19 protein-coding genes are annotated in these 18,226 nt (G+C 64.6%); 7 read left to right on the plus strand and 12 right to left on the minus strand.

Annotated elements, in window-relative coordinates:
- Nucleotides 1-114: 114 nt before the first annotated feature.
- Nucleotides 115-984, plus strand: a complete 870-nt coding sequence (gene dapA, locus A1D30_RS12980; RefSeq protein ID WP_242421892.1) for a 4-hydroxy-tetrahydrodipicolinate synthase — start codon at nt 115-117, stop codon at nt 982-984.
- Here the strand turns inward: dapA and moaD are convergent.
- The 7 genes from moaD to A1D30_RS13015 form a co-directional block, all read right to left on the minus strand.
- Nucleotides 971-1,225 (minus strand): molybdopterin converting factor subunit 1, encoded by a 255-nt coding sequence (gene moaD, locus A1D30_RS12985; RefSeq protein ID WP_063461144.1) that lies wholly within the window; start codon nt 1,223-1,225, stop codon nt 971-973. The genes dapA and moaD overlap by 14 nt on opposite strands.
- A 79-nt stretch (nt 1,226-1,304) precedes the next feature.
- Entirely contained in the window at nt 1,305-2,564 is a 1,260-nt protein-coding gene (gene glp, locus A1D30_RS12990; RefSeq protein WP_063461145.1) for a gephyrin-like molybdotransferase Glp, read from the minus strand.
- Nucleotides 2,549-3,118, minus strand: a complete 570-nt coding sequence (gene mobB, locus A1D30_RS12995; protein WP_063461146.1) for a molybdopterin-guanine dinucleotide biosynthesis protein B — start codon at nt 3,116-3,118, stop codon at nt 2,549-2,551. The genes glp and mobB overlap by 16 nt, the downstream gene beginning before the upstream one ends.
- 106 nt (nt 3,119-3,224) lie before the next feature.
- On the minus strand, nt 3,225-4,670 hold the full coding sequence (gene thrC / locus A1D30_RS13000; RefSeq protein ID WP_063461147.1) for a threonine synthase: 1,446 nt from the start codon (nt 4,668-4,670) through the stop codon (nt 3,225-3,227).
- Nucleotides 4,671-4,692: 22 nt separating this feature from the next.
- Nucleotides 4,693-5,007: a hypothetical protein gene (locus tag A1D30_RS13005; RefSeq protein ID WP_063461148.1), complete on the minus strand. Its 315-nt coding sequence runs from the start codon at nt 5,005-5,007 to the stop codon at nt 4,693-4,695.
- A gap of 35 nt (nt 5,008-5,042) precedes the next feature.
- Nucleotides 5,043-6,377 carry a homoserine dehydrogenase gene (locus A1D30_RS13010; RefSeq protein ID WP_063461149.1) on the minus strand — a complete coding sequence of 445 codons (1,335 nt, stop codon included), beginning with the start codon at nt 6,375-6,377 and terminating at the stop codon, nt 5,043-5,045.
- A 71-nt stretch (nt 6,378-6,448) separates the two neighbouring features.
- The gene (locus tag A1D30_RS13015; protein WP_063461150.1) at nt 6,449-7,693 is read right to left on the minus strand and encodes a pyridoxal phosphate-dependent aminotransferase; all 1,245 of its coding nucleotides are present in this window, start codon (nt 7,691-7,693) and stop codon (nt 6,449-6,451) included.
- 152 nt (nt 7,694-7,845) lie between these two features.
- Here A1D30_RS13015 and A1D30_RS13020 point away from each other — a divergent pair, with 152 nt between their 5' ends.
- The 3 genes from A1D30_RS13020 to A1D30_RS13030 all read left to right on the plus strand — a co-directional run bounded on the left by A1D30_RS13020 (nt 7,846) and on the right by A1D30_RS13030 (nt 10,893).
- On the plus strand, nt 7,846-8,217 hold the full coding sequence (locus A1D30_RS13020) for an Mth938-like domain-containing protein (RefSeq protein WP_063461151.1): 372 nt from the start codon (nt 7,846-7,848) through the stop codon (nt 8,215-8,217).
- A 215-nt stretch (nt 8,218-8,432) separates the two neighbouring features.
- Nucleotides 8,433-8,918 carry a peroxiredoxin gene (locus A1D30_RS13025; RefSeq protein ID WP_063461152.1) on the plus strand — a complete coding sequence of 162 codons (486 nt, stop codon included), beginning with the start codon at nt 8,433-8,435 and terminating at the stop codon, nt 8,916-8,918.
- Between the two features lie 214 nt (nt 8,919-9,132).
- Nucleotides 9,133-10,893, plus strand: a complete 1,761-nt coding sequence (locus A1D30_RS13030) for a PhoH family protein (protein WP_063461153.1) — start codon at nt 9,133-9,135, stop codon at nt 10,891-10,893.
- Nucleotides 10,894-10,965: 72 nt separating this feature from the next.
- Here A1D30_RS13030 and dnaB read toward each other — a convergent pair whose 3' ends face one another.
- From dnaB to rpsF, 5 genes are all read right to left on the minus strand, one after another.
- Nucleotides 10,966-12,390: a replicative DNA helicase gene (gene dnaB, locus A1D30_RS13035; protein WP_063461154.1), complete on the minus strand. Its 1,425-nt coding sequence runs from the start codon at nt 12,388-12,390 to the stop codon at nt 10,966-10,968.
- A 194-nt stretch (nt 12,391-12,584) separates the two neighbouring features.
- Nucleotides 12,585-13,037 carry a 50S ribosomal protein L9 gene (rplI, locus tag A1D30_RS13040; RefSeq protein WP_015013247.1) on the minus strand — a complete coding sequence of 151 codons (453 nt, stop codon included), beginning with the start codon at nt 13,035-13,037 and terminating at the stop codon, nt 12,585-12,587.
- 12 nt (nt 13,038-13,049) lie between these two features.
- Nucleotides 13,050-13,331, minus strand: a complete 282-nt coding sequence (gene rpsR, locus A1D30_RS13045) for a 30S ribosomal protein S18 (RefSeq protein WP_005795932.1) — start codon at nt 13,329-13,331, stop codon at nt 13,050-13,052.
- Between the two features lie 17 nt (nt 13,332-13,348).
- Nucleotides 13,349-13,639 carry a primosomal replication protein N gene (gene priB, locus A1D30_RS13050; protein ID WP_063461155.1) on the minus strand — a complete coding sequence of 97 codons (291 nt, stop codon included), beginning with the start codon at nt 13,637-13,639 and terminating at the stop codon, nt 13,349-13,351.
- 15 nt (nt 13,640-13,654) lie between these two features.
- On the minus strand, nt 13,655-14,035 hold the full coding sequence (gene rpsF / locus A1D30_RS13055) for a 30S ribosomal protein S6 (RefSeq protein ID WP_063461156.1): 381 nt from the start codon (nt 14,033-14,035) through the stop codon (nt 13,655-13,657).
- 328 nt (nt 14,036-14,363) lie between these two features.
- Between rpsF and grpE the strand changes: the two genes are divergently transcribed.
- The 3 genes from grpE to dnaJ all read left to right on the plus strand — a co-directional run bounded on the left by grpE (nt 14,364) and on the right by dnaJ (nt 18,190).
- Nucleotides 14,364-14,915, plus strand: a complete 552-nt coding sequence (gene grpE, locus A1D30_RS13060) for a nucleotide exchange factor GrpE (protein ID WP_063461157.1) — start codon at nt 14,364-14,366, stop codon at nt 14,913-14,915.
- Nucleotides 14,916-15,008: 93 nt separating this feature from the next.
- Complete coding sequence (gene dnaK / locus A1D30_RS13065; RefSeq protein ID WP_063461158.1) at nt 15,009-16,961, plus strand: molecular chaperone DnaK; 1,953 nt, start codon at nt 15,009-15,011, stop codon at nt 16,959-16,961.
- 83 nt (nt 16,962-17,044) lie between these two features.
- Nucleotides 17,045-18,190: a molecular chaperone DnaJ gene (dnaJ, locus tag A1D30_RS13070; RefSeq protein WP_055399485.1), complete on the plus strand. Its 1,146-nt coding sequence runs from the start codon at nt 17,045-17,047 to the stop codon at nt 18,188-18,190.
- Nucleotides 18,191-18,226: the final 36 nt, after the last annotated feature.

Here is an 18,226-nt window from a genome sequence, read left to right on the forward strand (position 1 = left end):
CGCTTTTCTTTCGGGCGGTTCTTCCCTTGGTCGAACCTTCAAAGGACGCTACGCATGCCCACGCTGACGACACCCTCTGCTGCACCCACCGCAGCCCACCCTGCGCCCACCCGCATGCCCTTCAGCGGACTCTGGATCGCCCTGGTCACACCGTTCAAGGACGGTGCCGTGGACCACCCGGCGCTTGCCGCCCTCACCGCCCGGCTGCGTGCCCAGGGGGTGGCAGGCTTTGTTGCCTGCGGCTCCACGGGCGAAGCCGCTGCACTCGACAAGGCTGAGCAGTTGCAGGTGCTGGAGACGGTGCTCCAGGCCGCCCAGGGCCTGCCCGTGGTGATGGGCGTGTCGGGCTACCACCAGGGCCAGGTGCTGCAGCAGGTACAGGCCCTGGCGCGCTACCCGGTGGCAGGATTACTGGTGTCGGCCCCGCACTACATCCGCCCCTCGCAGGAAGGTTTGCTGCACTGGTTCCGCACCCTGGCCGACGCCAGCGCCGTGCCCCTGCTCATCTACGACATTCCGTACCGCACAGGCGCCACGATCACCACCGAAACGCTGCTGGCGCTGGCCGCGCACCCGCGCATCCAGGCCATCAAGGACTGCGGCGGCAGCCCCGCCAAGACGCAGGCCCTGATCAGCGATGGCCGCCTGCAGGTGCTGACGGGCGAAGACGCGCAGATCTTCCACACGCTGGCGCTGGGCGGCGCGGGCGCGATCTCGGCCAGCGCGCACTGGCAGACGCCCCGCTTTGTGGAACTGATGGCCTTGCTGCGCGCAGGCGACCTGGGTGAAGCCCGTCGCGTGTGGCGGGCCCTGCTGCCCTGGATCGAGGTCTGCTTTGCCGAGCCCAACCCGGCACCACTGAAGACCGTGCTGGCCCATGCGGGCGAGATGTGCAATGAATTGCGGGCGCCGATGATGGGCGCCTCGGAGGCACTGAACCTGCGCCTGCAGGCCCAGGCCTGCGCCGGGCTCAGCCCCCGGTAACGGGAGGGAAGAACGCCACCTCGGCCCCGTCGGGCAGGGTGGCGGATTCATCGCTCAAGGTCTGGTTGAGTGCCATGCGCACGGCCCGGCCGCGCGCCAGGCTGCTCGCATGGGCGCCGCCGCGCGCGATGAGTTCATCCCGCAGCGCACCGAGCGTGGCGGCTGCCGTTTCCACCGCCTCTTGCCCGGTGCCGATGGCCTCGCGGATGGAGGCGAAATAGCGGACGGTGATCCTGTTCATCGCCGGGCCGCCCCAAGATGAAAAGCGGCCCCCTCGGGGGGCAGCGACCACACGAAGTGGGAAGCGTGGGGGTTAACATTCATGCCAAAAGCTCCGAGAAGGCGATGTACCGCACGGTGTCGCACGCAGCAATGGTCTGGCCCGCCGGGTTATCTACCACTCCATCGCCCCAGGCGGCCGAGGTGAGCACGCCCGAACTCTGGTTGTTGAACAGGTCCAGCCCGCCCGCCGCGTTGTGGCGCACACGCAGGAATTCGCGGCGCTTGTCGGCCTTGGGCCAGCTGAAATCTGCCCGCATGGCCACGGATTGGGACGCCACATCCAACACGCCCTGCAGCCGCAGCACAAACGGCCGCACCAGCAGCGCAAAGGTCAGAAAGCTCGACACCGGATTGCCGGGCAGGCCCATGAAGTGGGCGGCACCCCCTTCACGCGGGATCTGGCCGTAGGCGAACGGCTTGCCGGGCTTCATGGCGATCTGCCACAGGTCCAGCGTGCCCAGCGACTCGACGGCGGGCTTGATGTGGTCTTCCTCGCCCACGCTCACGCCGCCGCTGGTCAGGATCAGGTCGTGCGCGGCACTCGCGTCGCGCAGGGCCGCGATGGTGGCATCCCGCCGGTCGGGCACTATGCCGAAGTCCGTCACCTCGCAGCCCAGGCGCAGCAGCATGGCGCGCAAGAAGAAGCGGTTGCTGTTGTAGATGGCGCCGGGGCGCATCTGCTCGGGCGGCACCTCGCCGGGCATGACAAGTTCGTCGCCGGTGGAGAACAGCGCCACGCGCGGGCGGCGGGCCACCTGCAGCTGGTGTTGGCCGATGCTGGCGGCCAGGCCCAGCTCGGCGGGCGTGAGACGCGTGCCCGCCGACAGCACCACGCCCCCCCGGGTGATGTCCTCGCCCGCGCTGCGGATCCACTGGCCGGCTTGGGGGACGGCGTTGATACACACCGCGCCCAGGCCACCGGCAGCTGCAGCGGCAAGGGCCTCACAGTCTTCCTGCATCAGGATCGCATCGGCGCCTGCGGGCACCGGTGCGCCGGTGAAGATGCGCGCCGCCGTGCCGGGCTGCAGCGGGTAGCCCGCACTGCCCGCTGGAATGCGCTGCGACACGGGCAACACCACCCCTGCGGCTGCCACATCGGCGCAGCGCACGGCGTAGCCGTCCATCGAGCTGTTGTCCTGCGGCGGCACCTGCAGGGCCGAGACGCAGTCCTGCGCCAGCACGCGGCCATCGGCGTCAAAGGTGGTGACGGTATCGGTGCCCGGCAGCGGCGTGGCGTGGGCCAGCAGCTCGGCCAGCGCGTCGTCCAGCGCCTTGAGGGGCTTCATTGGGGGGCGCATGGCACCAGCCCTCCGTGCAGTTCCCAGTTGTATTCAAAGCGGTGCCCGTACTCGATCAGCCAGTCCACCACCTGCGCGGGCTGGTTCAGGTCCAGCAGCGGCAGCTGGGTGGGCTGGGGCAGGCTTCCGGCGGCGTCGGTGGCCACGGCCACCACAAAGTCGTCCTCGGGGTAGCGCACGGGCTTGGCCACCTGGCCCGGCTCGGGCGCGCGCCAGACTTCAACCTTGAGCAGGTCGCTGTCCTTGAAGCCCTCCACCAGCACCCAGTCCACGCCCTGGTACAGCTCGGCCAGCAGGTGGTGCACGCTGAGCGCGGCGGGCTGCTCGAACTCACGCACCAGCATCAGGCGCTTGTCCGATGCGGCCACCACCTCAAAAGCGCCTGCCTCGCGGTGGCGGTAGGTGTCCTTGCCCGGGTGGTCGATGTCGAAACTGTGGTGCGCATGCTTGACCACCGACACGCGCAGGCCCCGCAGCCGCAGCTCGGGGATCAGCTGCTCGACCAGCGTGGTCTTGCCACTGCCGGAGAACCCGGCAAAACCGACAACCTTCATCCAGTGCTCCTTGGTTAGCTATCGTATTTATAGCTACTAGCGCTTACCAGACGCGCGCCAGGGGCGTTTTTTATCTCAAATCCCCCTCATAGAAGGGGGCGCCGCCTCAGCCCTGCGCGGCCGGGGCGCAGTGGCGCTCGATGTAGGCCTTGACCTGCTCCACATCGGCGGGCATCACGTGCACGCGCTTGGGCAGGTCTTCGATGCCCGCAAACTTGGCGGGCCGCTCGGGCGCATGGCCCAGGGCCTCGATGATGGTCTCGGCGAACTTGATGGGCAGGGCGGTCTCCAGCACGATCATGGGCACCTTGGCATCGCTGTGGTGCTCGCGCGCCACCTTCACGCCGTCGGCGGTGTGGGTGTCGATGGTGACGCCGTGGCGCTCGAAGGTGTCCTTGATGGTGGCCAGGCGGTCGGCGTGGGTGCTCTTGCCACTTTCAAAGCCGTATTTCTTGGCGGCATCGGCAAACAGAGGGTCGGCGCTCAAATCGAAGCGGCCATAGGTTTGCAGCGCGGCGCTGAACAGCGCCTTGGTGCGCTGGCCGTTGCGGCCCAGCAGGTCGAAGATGAAACGCTCGAAGTTGCTGGCCTTGCTGATGTCCATCGACGGGCTCGATGTCTCGTGCGTGTCGGCACTGCCCCGCACGCGGTACACGCCGGTGCGGAAGAACTCGTCCAGCACATCGTTTTCGTTCGTGGCCACCACCAGCTTGGCAATGGGCAGGCCCATCATGCGCGCCACATGGCCTGCGCAGATGTTGCCGAAATTGCCCGAGGGCACCGTGAAGCTGACCTTCTGGTTGTTGGTCTCGGTGGCCTGGATGTAGCCCGCGAAGTAGTACACCACCTGCGCCAAGAGGCGCGCCCAGTTGATGGAGTTGACGGTGCCGATCTTGTACTTGGCCTTGAAGGCGTGGTCGTTGGAGACGGCCTTGACGATGTCCTGGCAGTCGTCAAACACGCCTTCGATGGCGATGTTGTGGATGTTCTCGTCCTGCAGGCTGAACATCTGCGCTTGCTGGAAGGCGCTCATGCGGCCATGCGGGCTGGTCATGAAGACGCGCACGCCCTCTTTGCCGCGCATCGCGTACTCGGCCGCGCTGCCCGTGTCGCCGCTGGTAGCGCCCAGGATGTTGAGCTGCTCGCCACGGCGGCCCAGTTCGTATTCGAACAGGTTGCCCAAGAGCTGCATGGCCATGTCCTTGAAGGCCAGCGTGGGGCCGTTGGACAGGGCTTCGAGCCACAGGCCGTCTTCGAGGTGGCGCAGGGGCACGATCTCGCCCGTGCCGAAGACTTCAGCGGTGTAGGTCTTGGCGCAGATGGCCTTGAGGTCCGCAGCGGGGATGTCGTCGATGTACAGCGACAGGATCTGGAAGGCCAGCTCGGCGTAGCCCTGCTCGTGGTAGGCCTTGCGCAGCTTGGTCAAGGCGGCGGCGGTGATCTTGGGGTACGTCTCGGGCAGGTACAGGCCGCCATCGGGCGCCAGGCCTTCGAGCAGGATGTCGCAGAACTGTTTGCGGTCTGCGTGGCCGCGTGTGCTGAGGTATTTCATGAGGGGGTCCCGTCGGTGTCGCTCAAAGACTGATGCCGTACACGCGGATATCAAGGTAAAAACGTGAGGCGATCAGCAGCAGGAAGCCGCCAATCAAGACCAGCCAGTGCACTGGCTTGTCCTCGTAATTGTCCGTGCGCTCCAGCAGCACGAAGTACAGCCAGGCCGCCAGAAAACTGCCCACCCCGTTGAGGATGGCCTGCCCGCGTGGCATCGACCCGAACAGGGCGAGCATGACCAGCAGGCCGAACCAGAACGCCAGGTGCCAGCGCGGCAGATCGACATGCGCCATCTTGAGCAGCGCCGACAGCGTGAGGGCGGCAACCAGGGTGGGCATGGCGGGGCAGCATCATGGCGCGGCGTGGCCCGTCATCAGTTGAGCTCTTCCTTGCGGATGCGCGTGATGGGCGCCAGCACCGTGGGCAGGGCTTGCATCTGGGCGATGACGGCGTCCATGGTGCCTTCGCGGGTGTCGTGGGTCAGGATGATGAGGTCGGTCTGGGTCGAGCCTTCGCCACCCACTTCGTCGGCCTCGCGCTGCAGCACCGCGTCGATGCTCACACCCGCCTCGGCCAGCAGGCCGGTGACCTTGGCAAGCACGCCAGCCTGGTCGGCCACGCGCAGGCGCAGGTAGTAGCTGGTGACCACTTCGCTCATGGGCAGCACAGGCAACTGGTCCATGGCGCCCTGCAGCGTGTTGGACTGGAAGGCCAGGTGCGGCACACGGTGTTCGGGGTCGGCCGTGTGCAGACGGGCAATGTCCACCAGGTCGGCAATCACGGCACTGGCGGTGGGCTCGCTGCCCGCGCCCTTGCCGTAGTACAGCGTGGTGCCCACGGCGTCGCCCTGCACCACCACGGCGTTCATCGCGCCTTCGACGTTGGCGATCAGGCGCTTGGAGGGCACCAGGCTCGGGTGCACGCGCAGCTCGATGCCCTTGTCGGCACGCTTGGTGATGCCCAGCAGCTTGATGCGGTAGCCCAGCTGCTCGGCGTACTTGATGTCGGCAGCACCCAGCTTGGTGATGCCTTCGACATAGGCCTTGTCGAACTGCACCGGGATGCCAAACGCAATGGCGCTCATCAGCGTGACCTTGTGCGCGGCGTCAACGCCTTCGATGTCGAAGGTGGGGTCGGCCTCGGCGTAGCCCAGGCGTTGCGCTTCTTTCAGCACCACGTCGAAGTCCAGTCCCTTGCTGCGCATCTCGGACAGGATGAAGTTGGTGGTGCCATTGATGATGCCGGCAAGCCACTGGATGCGGTTGGCGGTGAGGCCTTCGCGCAGCGCCTTGATGATGGGGATGCCCCCGGCCACGGCGGCCTCGAAGGCCACCATCACGCCCTTGGCCGATGCGGCCGCGAAGATCTCGGTGCCGTGCACGGCCAAGAGCGCCTTGTTGGCAGTGACCACATGCTTGCCCGCCGCAATGGCTTCGAGCACCAGCGCGCGCGCAATGCCGTAGCCGCCGATCAGCTCGATGACGATGTCGATGTCGGGGTTGGCAATGATGGCGCGGGCGTCGTTGACGACCTGGATGCCTTCGCCCACCACGGCCTTGGCGCGCTCCACGTCCAGGTCGGCCACCATGGTGATCTCGATGCCACGGCCTGCGCGGCGGCTGATTTCGTCCTGGTTGCGTGCGAGCACGTTGAACACGCCGCTGCCGACGGTGCCGATGCCCAGAAGGCCTACTTGGATGGGTTTCATGGAAGATTTACCAGTCAAAAATGGGGTTTGCGCCTGTCCAGCAAGCGCTAGCAGCTATCAAAAGATGAGTATCAACCGACGCGCCGCAGATCGGTGCCGCAGCGCTTGCGGTACTGCTCCAGAAAACGCGCCACGCGGCCGATGGCGTCGCGCAGGTCGTCTTCGTGCGGCAGGAACACGATGCGGAAGTGGTCGGGTGCGGCCCAGTTGAAGCCCGTGCCCTGCACCAGCATCACCTTGGTTTCCTGCAGCAGTTCCAGGAAGAACTGCTGGTCGTCCGCAATGGGGTACACGGCCGGATCCAGGCGCGGGAACATGTACAGCGCCGCCTGGGGCTTCACGCAGCTCACGCCCGGGATGGCGGTGATCAACTCATAGGCCAGGTCGCGCTGCTTGCGCAGGCGGCCGCCCTCGCCCACCAGCTCATTGATGCTCTGGTAGCCACCCAGCGCGGTCTGCACGGCCCACTGGCCGGGCACGTTGGCACACAGGCGCATGTTCGAGAGCATGTTCAGGCCCTCGATGTAGTCCTTGGCGGGCTTCTTGTCACCCGACACGACCAGCCAGCCCGCGCGGTAGCCGCAGGAGCGATAGCTTTTGGACAGCGAGTTGAAGGTGAGTGTGAGCACGTCCTCGCTCAGCGAGCCAATGGCAGTGTGCCTGGCGCCGTCGTACAGCACCTTGTCGTACACCTCGTCGGCAAAGATCACCAGGCCGTGCTCGCGGGCAATGGCAACGATGCCCTTGAGCAGCGCGTCCGAGTACAGCGCGCCCGTGGGGTTGTTGGGGTTGATGACCACGATGCCCTTGGTGCGGGGCGTGATCTTGGCGCGGATGTCATCCAGGTCGGGCATCCAGCCATTGGCCTCGTCGCACAGGTAGTGCACGGGCGTGCCGCCCGAGAGGCTGGCCGCCGCCGTCCACAGCGGGTAGTCGGGCGAAGGCAGCAACAGCTCGTCGCCCGTGTCCAGCAGCGCGTTTGTGGCCATCACGATGAGTTCGCTGGCGCCGTTGCCCAGGTAGATGTCATCGAGCGCCACGCCCTTGATGCCCTGCTTCTGGGTCTCGTGCATCACGGCCTTGCGCGCTGCGAAGATGCCCTTGCTGTCCGAATAGCCTGCCGAGTTGGGCAGGTTGCGGATCATGTCGAGCTGGATTTCTTCGGGCGCATCGAAGCCGAACACGGCCAAGTTGCCGATGTTGAGCTTGATGATCTTGTGCCCGTCTTCTTCCATCTTCTTGGCCGCGTCCATGATCGGCCCCCGGATGTCGTAGCAGACGTTGGCAAGCTTGGCGGATTTTTGGACGGTTTTCATGCGCTGACGGTGGTGCGGTGGGGTCAGGGGGCGGCCAAAGCAACGGGTACTTTGGCGAAACCTATAATTTGACCACAGAACCGGCACCCTCCCCTGGCGCAAGCGCCTCTGGCCACGCCCTGCCAACCGCCCCGCCTCCCACGCCCACCTCCATGAAATTTCAGCCTGACCGCTCGAACGCACAGACCATCAGCGGCTACGGCCCCGGCTGGATCGGCGTGGATGCCGAGAAGATCACCCACAGCGTCATCCTCGGCTCCGGCGGGCTGCGCCAGGCCTGGCCCTGCGCGCGTTTCGAAGACCTGACCCCGGACCACTTCGTGCAACTGGCCACCCTGGAGGCCGAGCTGGTGATCCTTGGTAGCGGAACCCGCAACCGCTTTCCACCCCCCGCCTGGCTGGCCCCGCTGATGGCGCGGCGGCTGGGGCTGGAGACCATGGACACGGCCGCAGCCTGCCGCACCTACAACATCCTGGCCGGGGAAGGCCGGAATGTGGTGGCAGCGCTGATTCTGGAAACCTGAAGGCTGGCCAGCGGCCCCCTGCCGCAGGCGCGGCGCACCTATGCAAATCCTTGCCAAAGTGCCCGCCACCAGGGGCAAGACACACAGTCTTACATTTGGCTGGCAATCGATTTCGGGGTAAAATCACCGGTTGCGGTCGGGGGCACTACCAAGAGCAATAACACACCCCACTCCCCCGGCTTACCAACGACTACATCCTGAGAGATTGAAGTGATATGGCGATCGTTGTCAACAAACCCCTCCCTGAATTTGAAGCCAACGCGACCGGTGGAATCAAGGTTTCCAACACCTCCCACCTTGGCCAGATTCTGGTTCTGTACTTCTATCCCAAGGACAACACGCCTGGCTGCACCACGGAGGCCATGCAGTTTCGCGACAAGTACAAGGATTTCGTGAAGGCGGGCGCTGCAGTGTTCGGCGTGTCGCGCGACAACATGAAGTCGCACGACGACTTCAAGGAAAAGCTGGAACTGCCGTTCGAGCTGATCGCAGACACCGAAGAGAAGATGTGCCACATGTTCGGCGTGGTCAAGAACAAGATCATGTACGGCAAGAAGGTCAAGGGCATCGAGCGCAGCACCTTCCTGATCGGCCCCGACGGCCTGCTGGTGCAGGAGTGGCGCGGCCTCAAGGTACCCGGCCACGTGGACGAAGTCCTCAAGACCGTCAAATCCATCAAGGCCCTGAAAAAGGCCGCCTGATCCTCTGCCACCTGCGCACCCGGATCAAGCCTCTGGAGCATCGGCGCGACACCCCACTGGGTTTGCCTCGGCAAGACATCCAGAGTGGGCATAATGGATTTATGCCCCTGGTTATCGCGACGTTTACCCCTCCCCAAAAAGCCGCCTTGGCCTCCAGGCGGCTTTTTGCTTTCTGACCCGTCTTTCTTCATTCACCGACCGAGGCCCTGCCACCATGCCCCTGCCCCCCGCCCCCAGCCGGCGCGCTGCACTCCTCGCGCCAGAAGCCTTTGAAGTCACGGCCCGTCCACGGGTGTCACAAACCTCGGCCAACGAGCCCGTTGCCGCACCCGTGCGCGCAGCTTCGGCCACCCGCACAGGGCGCAAGGCAGGCAGCGCCGCACTGGCCACGCCCGCAGCCCTGGTCGCAGCCCCGCTGATCCAGGTCGAAACGCAGGCCCGCGTGCCCGAGCCCGCAAGCAGCCCGACCACCCCCACCGCCCGCGCTACCGGCACCCGCAAGGCACGCACGACCAGCGTGACCGCGAGCCCCAGTGCCACAGCCCCCGCCCCGGCACCCCGGGGCAAGAAGGCCGCACCACAGGGCCCGACCAAGCTGTTCGTGCTGGACACCAATGTGCTGCTGCACGACCCCACCAGCCTGTTCCGCTTCGAAGAGCACGACATCTTCCTGCCGATGATCGTGCTGGAGGAACTGGATGGGCACAAGAAGGGCATGACCGAGGTCGCCCGCAACGGCCGCCAGACCAGCCGCACCCTGGACGCCCTGGCTGGCGTGCAAGGCGCCGACATCGCCCACGGCCTCAAGCTTGATTCCACAGGCCAGCGCGCCGCCGGCGGCCACCTGTTCTTCCAGACCGCGCCGCTGGACTACAGCCTGCCCACCAGCCTGCCGCCGGGCAAGGCCGACAACCAGATACTGGGCGTGGTGGAGGCGCTGCGCAAGCTGCATGCGCCGCGCGAGGTGGTGCTGGTGTCCAAGGACATCAACATGCGCGTCAAGGCGCGGGCCCTGGGCCTGAACGCCGAGGACTACCAGAACGACAAGACGCTGGAAGACGGCGACCTGCTGTACGCCGGTGTGCTGGCCCTGCCCCCCGACTTCTGGGCCAAGAGCGGCAAGAACGTGGAAAGCTGGCAGAGCGGCGCCCACACCTACTACCGCATCGGCGGGCCCATCGTGCCGCAGTTGATGATCAACCAGTTTGTGTACTTCGAGGCCCCCGGCGAGCCCAGCCTGTTTGCGCGCGTGAGCGAGATCCGTGAAAAGACGGCCGTGCTGCAAACGCTCAAGGACTATGGCTCCGCCAAGAACGCCGTGTGGGGCGTGACCACGCGCAACCGCGAGCAGAACTACGCCATGAACCTGCTCATGGACCCGGAGATCGACTTCGTGACGCTGACCGGCACCGCCGGCACCGGCAAGACCCTGCTGGCCCTGGCTGCAGGATTGACCCAGGTGCTGGACGACCGCCGCTACACCGAGATCATCATGACCCGCGCCACGGTGAGCGTGGGCGAGGACATCGGCTTCCTGCCCGGCACCGAGGAAGAAAAGATGGGCCCCTGGATGGGCGCACTGGACGACAACCTGGAATTCTTGGCCAAGGGCGACGGCGGCAATGCGGGTGAATGGGGCCGCGCCGCCACCAACGAGCTGATCCGTAGCCGCATCAAGATCAAGAGCATGAACTTCATGCGCGGGCGCACCTTCCTGAACAAGTACGTGATCATCGACGAGGCGCAGAACCTCACGCCCAAGCAGATGAAGACCCTGATCACCCGCGCGGGCCCGGGCACCAAGATCATCTGCATGGGCAACCTCGCACAGATCGACACGCCGTACCTGACCGAGGGCTCGTCGGGCCTGACCTATGCGGTGGACCGCTTCAAGGGCTGGCCGCACAGCGGGCACATCACACTGGCTCGGGGTGAGCGCTCACGTTTGGCCGATTTCGCCAGCGAAGTTCTCTGACATCGCACCAAAAATGAAAAGGCCCCTGCCGACGGCAGGGGCCTTTTGTTTTTGGAGATCGATTTCCGCGCGTCAGTAATCGTCGCCGCCGCCCATGGCCAGATTTTCAAAGCGGGTCTGGTTCTTCTGGAAGAAGAGTTTGACCGTGCCCGTGGGCCCGTTACGCTGCTTGCCGATGATGACCTCGGCCACATTGGGCTCCTTGGAGTCCTTGTTGTAGTAGTCATCGCGGTAGATGAACATGATGATGTCCGCGTCCTGCTCAATGGCGCCGGATTCACGCAGGTCGGACATCATGGGGCGCTTGTCGGTGCGCTGCTCCACCGAGCGGTTGAGCTGGGAAAGCGCAATCACGGGGCACTGCAACTCCTTGGCCAGCATCTTGAGGCCCCGGGAGATCTCGCCCAGCTCGGTCGCACGGTTGTCCGAGCTTGCCGCCGAACCCGAGCCACTCATGAGCTGCAGGTAGTCCACCACAATCAGGCCCAGCTTGCCACACTGGCGCGCCAGGCGGCGCGCATTGGCTCGCAACTCGCCGGGGGACAAGCCGGGGGTTTCGTCGATGTGCAGCGAGACAGTGCGCAAGCGCTCGATGGCCTCGGTCAGGCGCGGCCATTCATCGTCGGTGAGTTTGCCGCTGCGCAGGTTACCCTGGTTCACCCGGCCGATGGAGCCCACGATACGCACCGCCAACTGGGCGGCACCCATTTCCATCGAGAAGATCGCGACTGGCAGGCCTTCGTTGAGCGCCACGTGCTCAGCAATATTCACTGCAAACGAGGTCTTGCCCATGGACGGGCGGGCGGCCAGCACGATCATGTCACCCGCCTGCAACCCCGAAGTCATGCGGTCCAGGTCGGCAAAACCAGTGGGCACGCCGGTCACGTCGGCCGGGTTGTCGGCCATCTCCTGCACCTTGTCGAGCAGGTCGATCACCAGGTTGTCGAGCGACTGGAAGCCCTGCTTGTTGCGCGAGCCTTCTTCGCCGATGGCAAAGATCTTCGCCTCGGCCTCGTCCAGAATCCGCTCCACCGTCTTGCCCTGCGGGTTGAAGGCATTGGTGGAGATTTCATCGCTGGCCGTGACCAGCTTGCGCAGAATAGCCCGCTCGCGCACGATCTCGGCGTAGCGGCGGATGTTGGTGGCGCTCGGAACGTACTGCGCCAGACTGTTCAGGTAGGTGAGCCCGCCCATCTCCTGGGCCTTGCCCTGGTTCTTGAGCTGCTCGAACACCGTGATCACGTCGGCAGGCTTGCTGGCATTGATCAGCGCGCCGATGGCCGCGTAAATGGCCTGGTGCTCGTAGCGGTAAAAGTCCCCCTCCTTGAGCAGGTCCCCGACCCGGTCCCAGGCATTGTTGTCCAGCAGCAGGCCACCCAGAACGCTGGACTCGGCCTCGATGGAGTGCGGCGGCGTGCGCAGCTTGGCAATTTCCTGGTCCTCGCTGGCGGATGGCAGCGAGCCCTGTTCGTCAAGCGGAGGGAAAACAGCAGACATGGATTTCTCCGGGACAGGTCTGAAAACAGGCCACCCCATGGCCCCAGGGGCAGCAGCCAGGCTGGACAAGCCTTGGGACAATCTGTGGATGACCGGTGGGCAACCCTGTACAAATGGGCCGGGTCAGAAGCGCGAAAGCCGCCCAAAGGCGGCTTTCGCGGCGAGTCGCGCAGAGATTATCTACGCGCTGGCGATCAGGCGGTTTCGCCGTAGACCGACACGTTGACTTCCACCACCACGTCGGTGTGCAGAGCCACGCTCACAGCGCTGTCGCTCACGACCTTGATGGGGCCGTTGGGCAGGCGGATTTGCGACTTGGCAACCTTGTAGCCTTGCTTGTTCAGCTCTTCGGCGATGTCGTGGTTGGTCACAGAACCAAACAGACGGCCATCGACGCCAGCCTTTTGCGTCAGCTTGACGGTCGTGCCAGCCAGCTTTTCGCCTTGGGCTTGGGCTTCTGCCAGCTTGGCTGCAGCAGCCTTTTCGAGTTCAGCGCGCTTGGCTTCGAACTCAGCCTTGGCGGCTTCCGTGGCACGGCGGGCGCGGCCAGCGGGGATCAGGAAGTTACGGGCGTAGCCGTCTTTCACCTTGACGATTTCGCCGAGGTTGCCGAGGTTCACAACCTTGTCGAGCAGAATGATTTGCATGGGTTGTGCTCCTTAGATCTTGTGCTGGTCGCTGTAAGGCACCAGGGCCAGGAAGCGAGCGCGCTTGATGGCGGTGTTCAGCTGACGCTGGAAAATAGCGCGCGTGCCGGTCAGGCGTGCGGGGATGATCTTGCCGTTTTCGGCGATGAAATCGCGCAGCGTATCGACATCCTTGTAGTCGATTTCTTCAACGCCCGTCACCGTGAAGCGGCAAAAGCGCTTGCGCTTGAACAGCAGGGACTGGGTGTTGCGCTTTGGGCGCTTGTCTTTGTTGAACTTCTTGAACGTGGCCATTGCGGACCCCTTGAAAATTAATTTTGTTGAATATCCTGGATGTGCAGCACTGCGGTCTTGCCATTGCGCGGGTTGGCCAGAAATCCATGGAAAGTCCAGAGACTTCCGATGTTCTGCCTTGCCAGACGCTCAGCCATTGCCCCGAAGGCCATGGCTTTGATGGCGGCCTTGACTGCGCGGGGATGTTCTGCCTCGGTTTGCTGCGACTCATGTTCAAGCCGCAGGGTGATGGCAGGCAATCCGGCGGGCGTGTAACGCAGGGGTTCAGCCTCTGCGATACAGGCGGTCAAGACTACGCGGTTCTCCACTCCAACAGGGATGGATCAGCGCTCGCCGCCAGCAGCTGCGTACTCAGCTTGGCTGGCCTTGCGGGCTTCTTCGCGCTCGACGGTCTTCATCATGGAAGATGGGCCCGTGTCGGCCTTCTTCTTCTGAACCGTCAGGTGGCGCAGCACGGCGTCGTTGAACTTGAAGGCGTGCTCCAGTTCAGCCATCACAGCCTGGTCGGCTTCGATGTTCACGCACAGGTAGTGGGCCTTGGCCAGCTTGTTGATCAGGTACGCCAGTTGACGGCGGCCCCAGTCTTCCACGCGGTGCACCTTGCCACCGCCAGCGGTGATCATGCCCTTGTAGCGCTCCAGCATGGCTGGAACTTGCTCGCTTTGATCCGGATGGATCAACAAAATGATTTCGTAATGACGCATGCAGACTCCTTTTGGGTGAGACCACCCACCGCGTCTAGAAGTGGTGTGGCAAGGGAAAGCCTGCGATTATAGCCCGGCCGTCGCCGCTTGTACACTCAGCGTTCTCCGTCGGTCCTTGGGCTCGCACCAAAGGCGTCCAATAAAAGGCACCTGGTGGTACATGGAGGGGTGTTCAACCCTTGCAAAAACCGGGGTTGGACCGACCTCCTCACCACCACGGGCCCTGCGCGCAGGGCCCGAAAGCACAAATCCCTGGTGCAGACCTTGATTTGTGGCGGCATGCCCCCAACTCCCGCGCGTACCGTTTCACTCACCTTCAGACCAAGACATGTCAGACCACAGCCAAACCACCCCGCCCCAGAGCGCCCCCGCCCCCGAAGAAGTCGAAGCCGCCATGGCTGCCCACGCCTCTGACGAGCTGGCCCGCCTGCAAGGCGAGCTGGCCGAGCTGAAGGCCAAAAGCGCCGATCTAGCCGACCAGTTCCTGCGCGCCAAGGCCGAGGCCGAGAACGCCCGCCGCCGCGCCGATGACGAAGTGGCCAAGGCCCGCAAGTTCGGCATCGAGAGCTTTGCTGAAAGCCTGCTGCCCGTGGCCGACAGCCTGGACGCCGCCCTGGCCATCAAGGAAGCCACCCCCCAGCAGCTGCGCGAAGGCGCCGACGCCACCCTGCGCCAGCTGACCTCGGCCCTGGAGCGCAACAAGGTGCTGGCCATCAMCCCCGCCGCTGGCGCCAAGTTCGACCCGCACCAGCACCAAGCCATCAGCGTGGTGCCCGCCGAGCAAGAGGCCAACACCGTCGTGGCCGTGCTGCAAAAAGGCTATGTGATTGCCGAACGCGTGCTGCGCCCGGCCCTGGTCACGGTCACGGCCCCGAAGTAAATCGTCAAATAAATCAGCACGGATGACTTGAACCCCCACGAGTTATCCACAAGTTACTAGCCATCCACACATTCAAGCATTCGGAGAAAAATCATGGGAAAAATCATCGGCATTGACCTGGGCACCACCAACAGCTGCGTGTCCATCATGGAAGGCAACACCACGCGCGTGATCGAGAACAGCGAAGGCGCGCGCACCACACCCTCCATCGTGGCCTACCAGGAAGACGGCGAGATCCTCGTTGGCGCCTCGGCCAAGCGCCAGGCCGTGACCAACCCCAAGAACACGCTGTACGCGATCAAGCGCCTGATCGGCCGCAAGTTCACCGAAAAAGAAGTGCAAAAGGACATCGACCTGATGCCCTATTCCATCGTGGCCGCCGACAACGGCGACGCCTGGGTGGAAGTGCGCGGCAGCAAGCTGTCGGCCCAGCAGGTGTCGGCCGACATCCTGCGCAAGATGAAGAAGACCGCCGAGGACTACCTGGGCGAGCCCGTGACCGAAGCCGTGATCACCGTGCCTGCGTACTTCAACGACGCCCAGCGCCAGGCCACCAAGGACGCCGGCCGCATTGCGGGCCTGGAAGTCAAGCGCATCATCAACGAGCCCACCGCTGCGGCCCTGGCCTTTGGCCTGGACAAGCAGGAAAAGGGCGACCGCAAGATCGCCGTGTATGACCTGGGCGGCGGCACGTTCGACGTGTCCATCATCGAAATCGCCGACGTCGATGGCGAAAAGCAGTTCGAAGTGCTGTCCACCAACGGCGACACTTTCCTGGGCGGCGAAGACTTCGACCAGCGCATCATCGACTTCATCATCAGCGAGTTCAAGAAGGAACAGGGCGTGGACCTGTCCAAGGACGTGCTGGCCCTGCAGCGCCTGAAGGAAGCCGCCGAAAAGGCCAAGATCGAGCTGTCGAACTCGGCTGCCACCGACATCAACCTGCCCTACATCACGGCAGACGCCTCGGGCCCCAAGCACCTGAACATCAAGCTGACCCGCGCCAAGCTGGAAGCCCTGGTGGAAGAGCTGATCGAGCGCACCATCGCTCCTTGCCGCGTGGCGATCAAGGACGCTGGCGTGTCGGTGTCCGACATCCACGACGTGATCCTGGTCGGCGGCATGACCCGCATGCCCAAGGTGCAGGAGAAGGTGAAGGAATTCTTCGGCAAGGACCCCCGCAAGGATGTGAATCCTGACGAAGCCGTGGCCGTGGGCGCCGCCATCCAGGGCCAGGTGCTCTCGGGCGACCGCAAGGACGTGCTGCTGCTGGACGTGACCCCCCTGTCCCTGGGCATCGAGACCCTGGGCGGCGTCATGACCAAGATGATCACCAAGAACACCACGATCCCGACGAAGTTCGCACAGACCTTCTCGACGGCCGACGACAACCAGCCCGCCGTGACCATCAAGGTGTTCCAGGGCGAGCGCGAGATGGCCTCGGGCAACAAGGCCCTGGGCGAGTTCAACCTCGAAGGCATCCCGCCCGCAGCGCGTGGCGTGCCACAGATCGAAGTGTCGTTCGACATCGACGCCAACGGCATCCTGCACGTGGGCGCCAAGGACAAGGGCACCGGCAAGGAAAACAAGATCACCATCAAGGCCAGCTCGGGCCTGTCGGAAGAAGAAATTCAGAAGATGGTGAAGGACGCCGAGCTGAACGCCGCTGACGACAAGAAGAAGCTGGAACTGGTGCAGGCCAAGAACCAGGGTGAAGCTGCCGTGCACAGCGTGAACAAGAGCCTGGCCGAGCATGGCGACAAGCTCGACGCGGGCGAAAAGGACGCGATCACGGCCGCCGTGAAGGCACTGGAAGACGCCTTGAAGGGCGAGGACAAGGCCTCCATCGACGAGAAGACCACGGCCCTGATGGCCGCCAGCCAGAAGCTGGGCGAGAAGATGTACGCCGAATCCCAGGCTGCACAAGCTGCCCAGGCCGCCGGTGGCGCCGACGCGGCAGGTGCCTCGGCCTCCGCTTCTTCGGCCAAGCCCGCTGACGACGACAACGTCGTCGATGCCGAAGTGAAGGAAGTCAAGAAGGGCTGAGCGAGCCCCCGTTGACCCGAGCCGCCGCGCAATGCCTACAGGGGCTGCGCGGCGTTCCTGTTCCAACCGGGTTCTGAATCACTATGTCCAAACGAGACTTTTACGAAATCCTGGGCGTTCCGAAAAACGCCTCGGACGAAGAAATCAAGAAGGCCTATCGCAAGCTGGCGATGAAGCACCACCCTGACCGCAACCAGGGGGATGCGGCCAAGCCTGCCGAAGAGAAGTTCAAGGAGGCCAAGGAGGCCTACGAGATGCTCTCCGACCCGCAAAAACGCGCGGCCTACGACCAGTATGGCCACGCGGGGGTGGACCCCAACATGCGCGGCCCCGGTGGTGCGGGCGCGGAAGGTTTTGGCGGTTTTGCCGAGGCCTTCGGCGACATCTTCGGCGACATGTTTGGCCAGCAGGGCGGGCGTGGGCGCGGTGCCGGTGGCCGCCAGGTGTACCGGGGCAGCGACCTCAGCTACGCCATGGAGATCACGCTGGAAGAAGCCGCACGCGGCAAGGACGCGCAGATCCGCATCCCCTCGTGGGAAAGCTGCGACACCTGCCACGGCAGCGGCGCAAAGCCCGGCACCAGCGCCAAGACCTGTGGCACCTGCCAGGGCGCAGGCACGGTGCAGATGCGCCAGGGCTTCTTCAGCGTGCAGCAAACCTGCCCGCACTGCCGTGGCACGGGCAAGATCATTCCTGAGCCTTGCACCACCTGCCACGGCCAGGGCAAGCTCAAGAAGCAGAAGACGCTGGAAGTGAAGATTCCTGCGGGCATCGACGATGGCATGCGCATCCGCAGCACCGGCAACGGCGAACCGGGCACCAACGGCGGCCCACCGGGCGACCTGTATATCGAGATCCGCCTGAAGAAGCACGACATCTTCGAGCGCGACGGCGACGACCTGCACTGCCAGGTGCCCGTGAGCTTCATCACGGCCGCGCTGGGCGGCGAGATCGAAGTGCCCACGCTGGCTGGCAAGGCCGCCATCGACATCCCCGAAGGCACGCAGGCCGGCAAGCAGTTCCGCCTGCGCGGCAAGGGCATCAAGGGCGTGCGCGCCAGCTACCCGGGCGACCTGTACTGCCACATCGCGGTCGAGACGCCCGTGAAGCTGACCGAGCACCAGCGCAAGCTGCTGCGCGAGCTGGAGGATTCGCTCAAGAAGGGCGGCGCTCGCCACTCGCCGAGCGGCGAGAGTTGGACGGACCGGTTGAAGAACTTCTTCAGCTGACGCGGCTGCGCAGCCGCCTTCAAGAAACCGCCCTCG

Origin of the sequence: Acidovorax sp. GW101-3H11, assembly GCF_001633105.1 — a bacterium.
Taxonomy (GTDB): Bacteria; Pseudomonadota; Gammaproteobacteria; order Burkholderiales; family Burkholderiaceae_C; genus Acidovorax.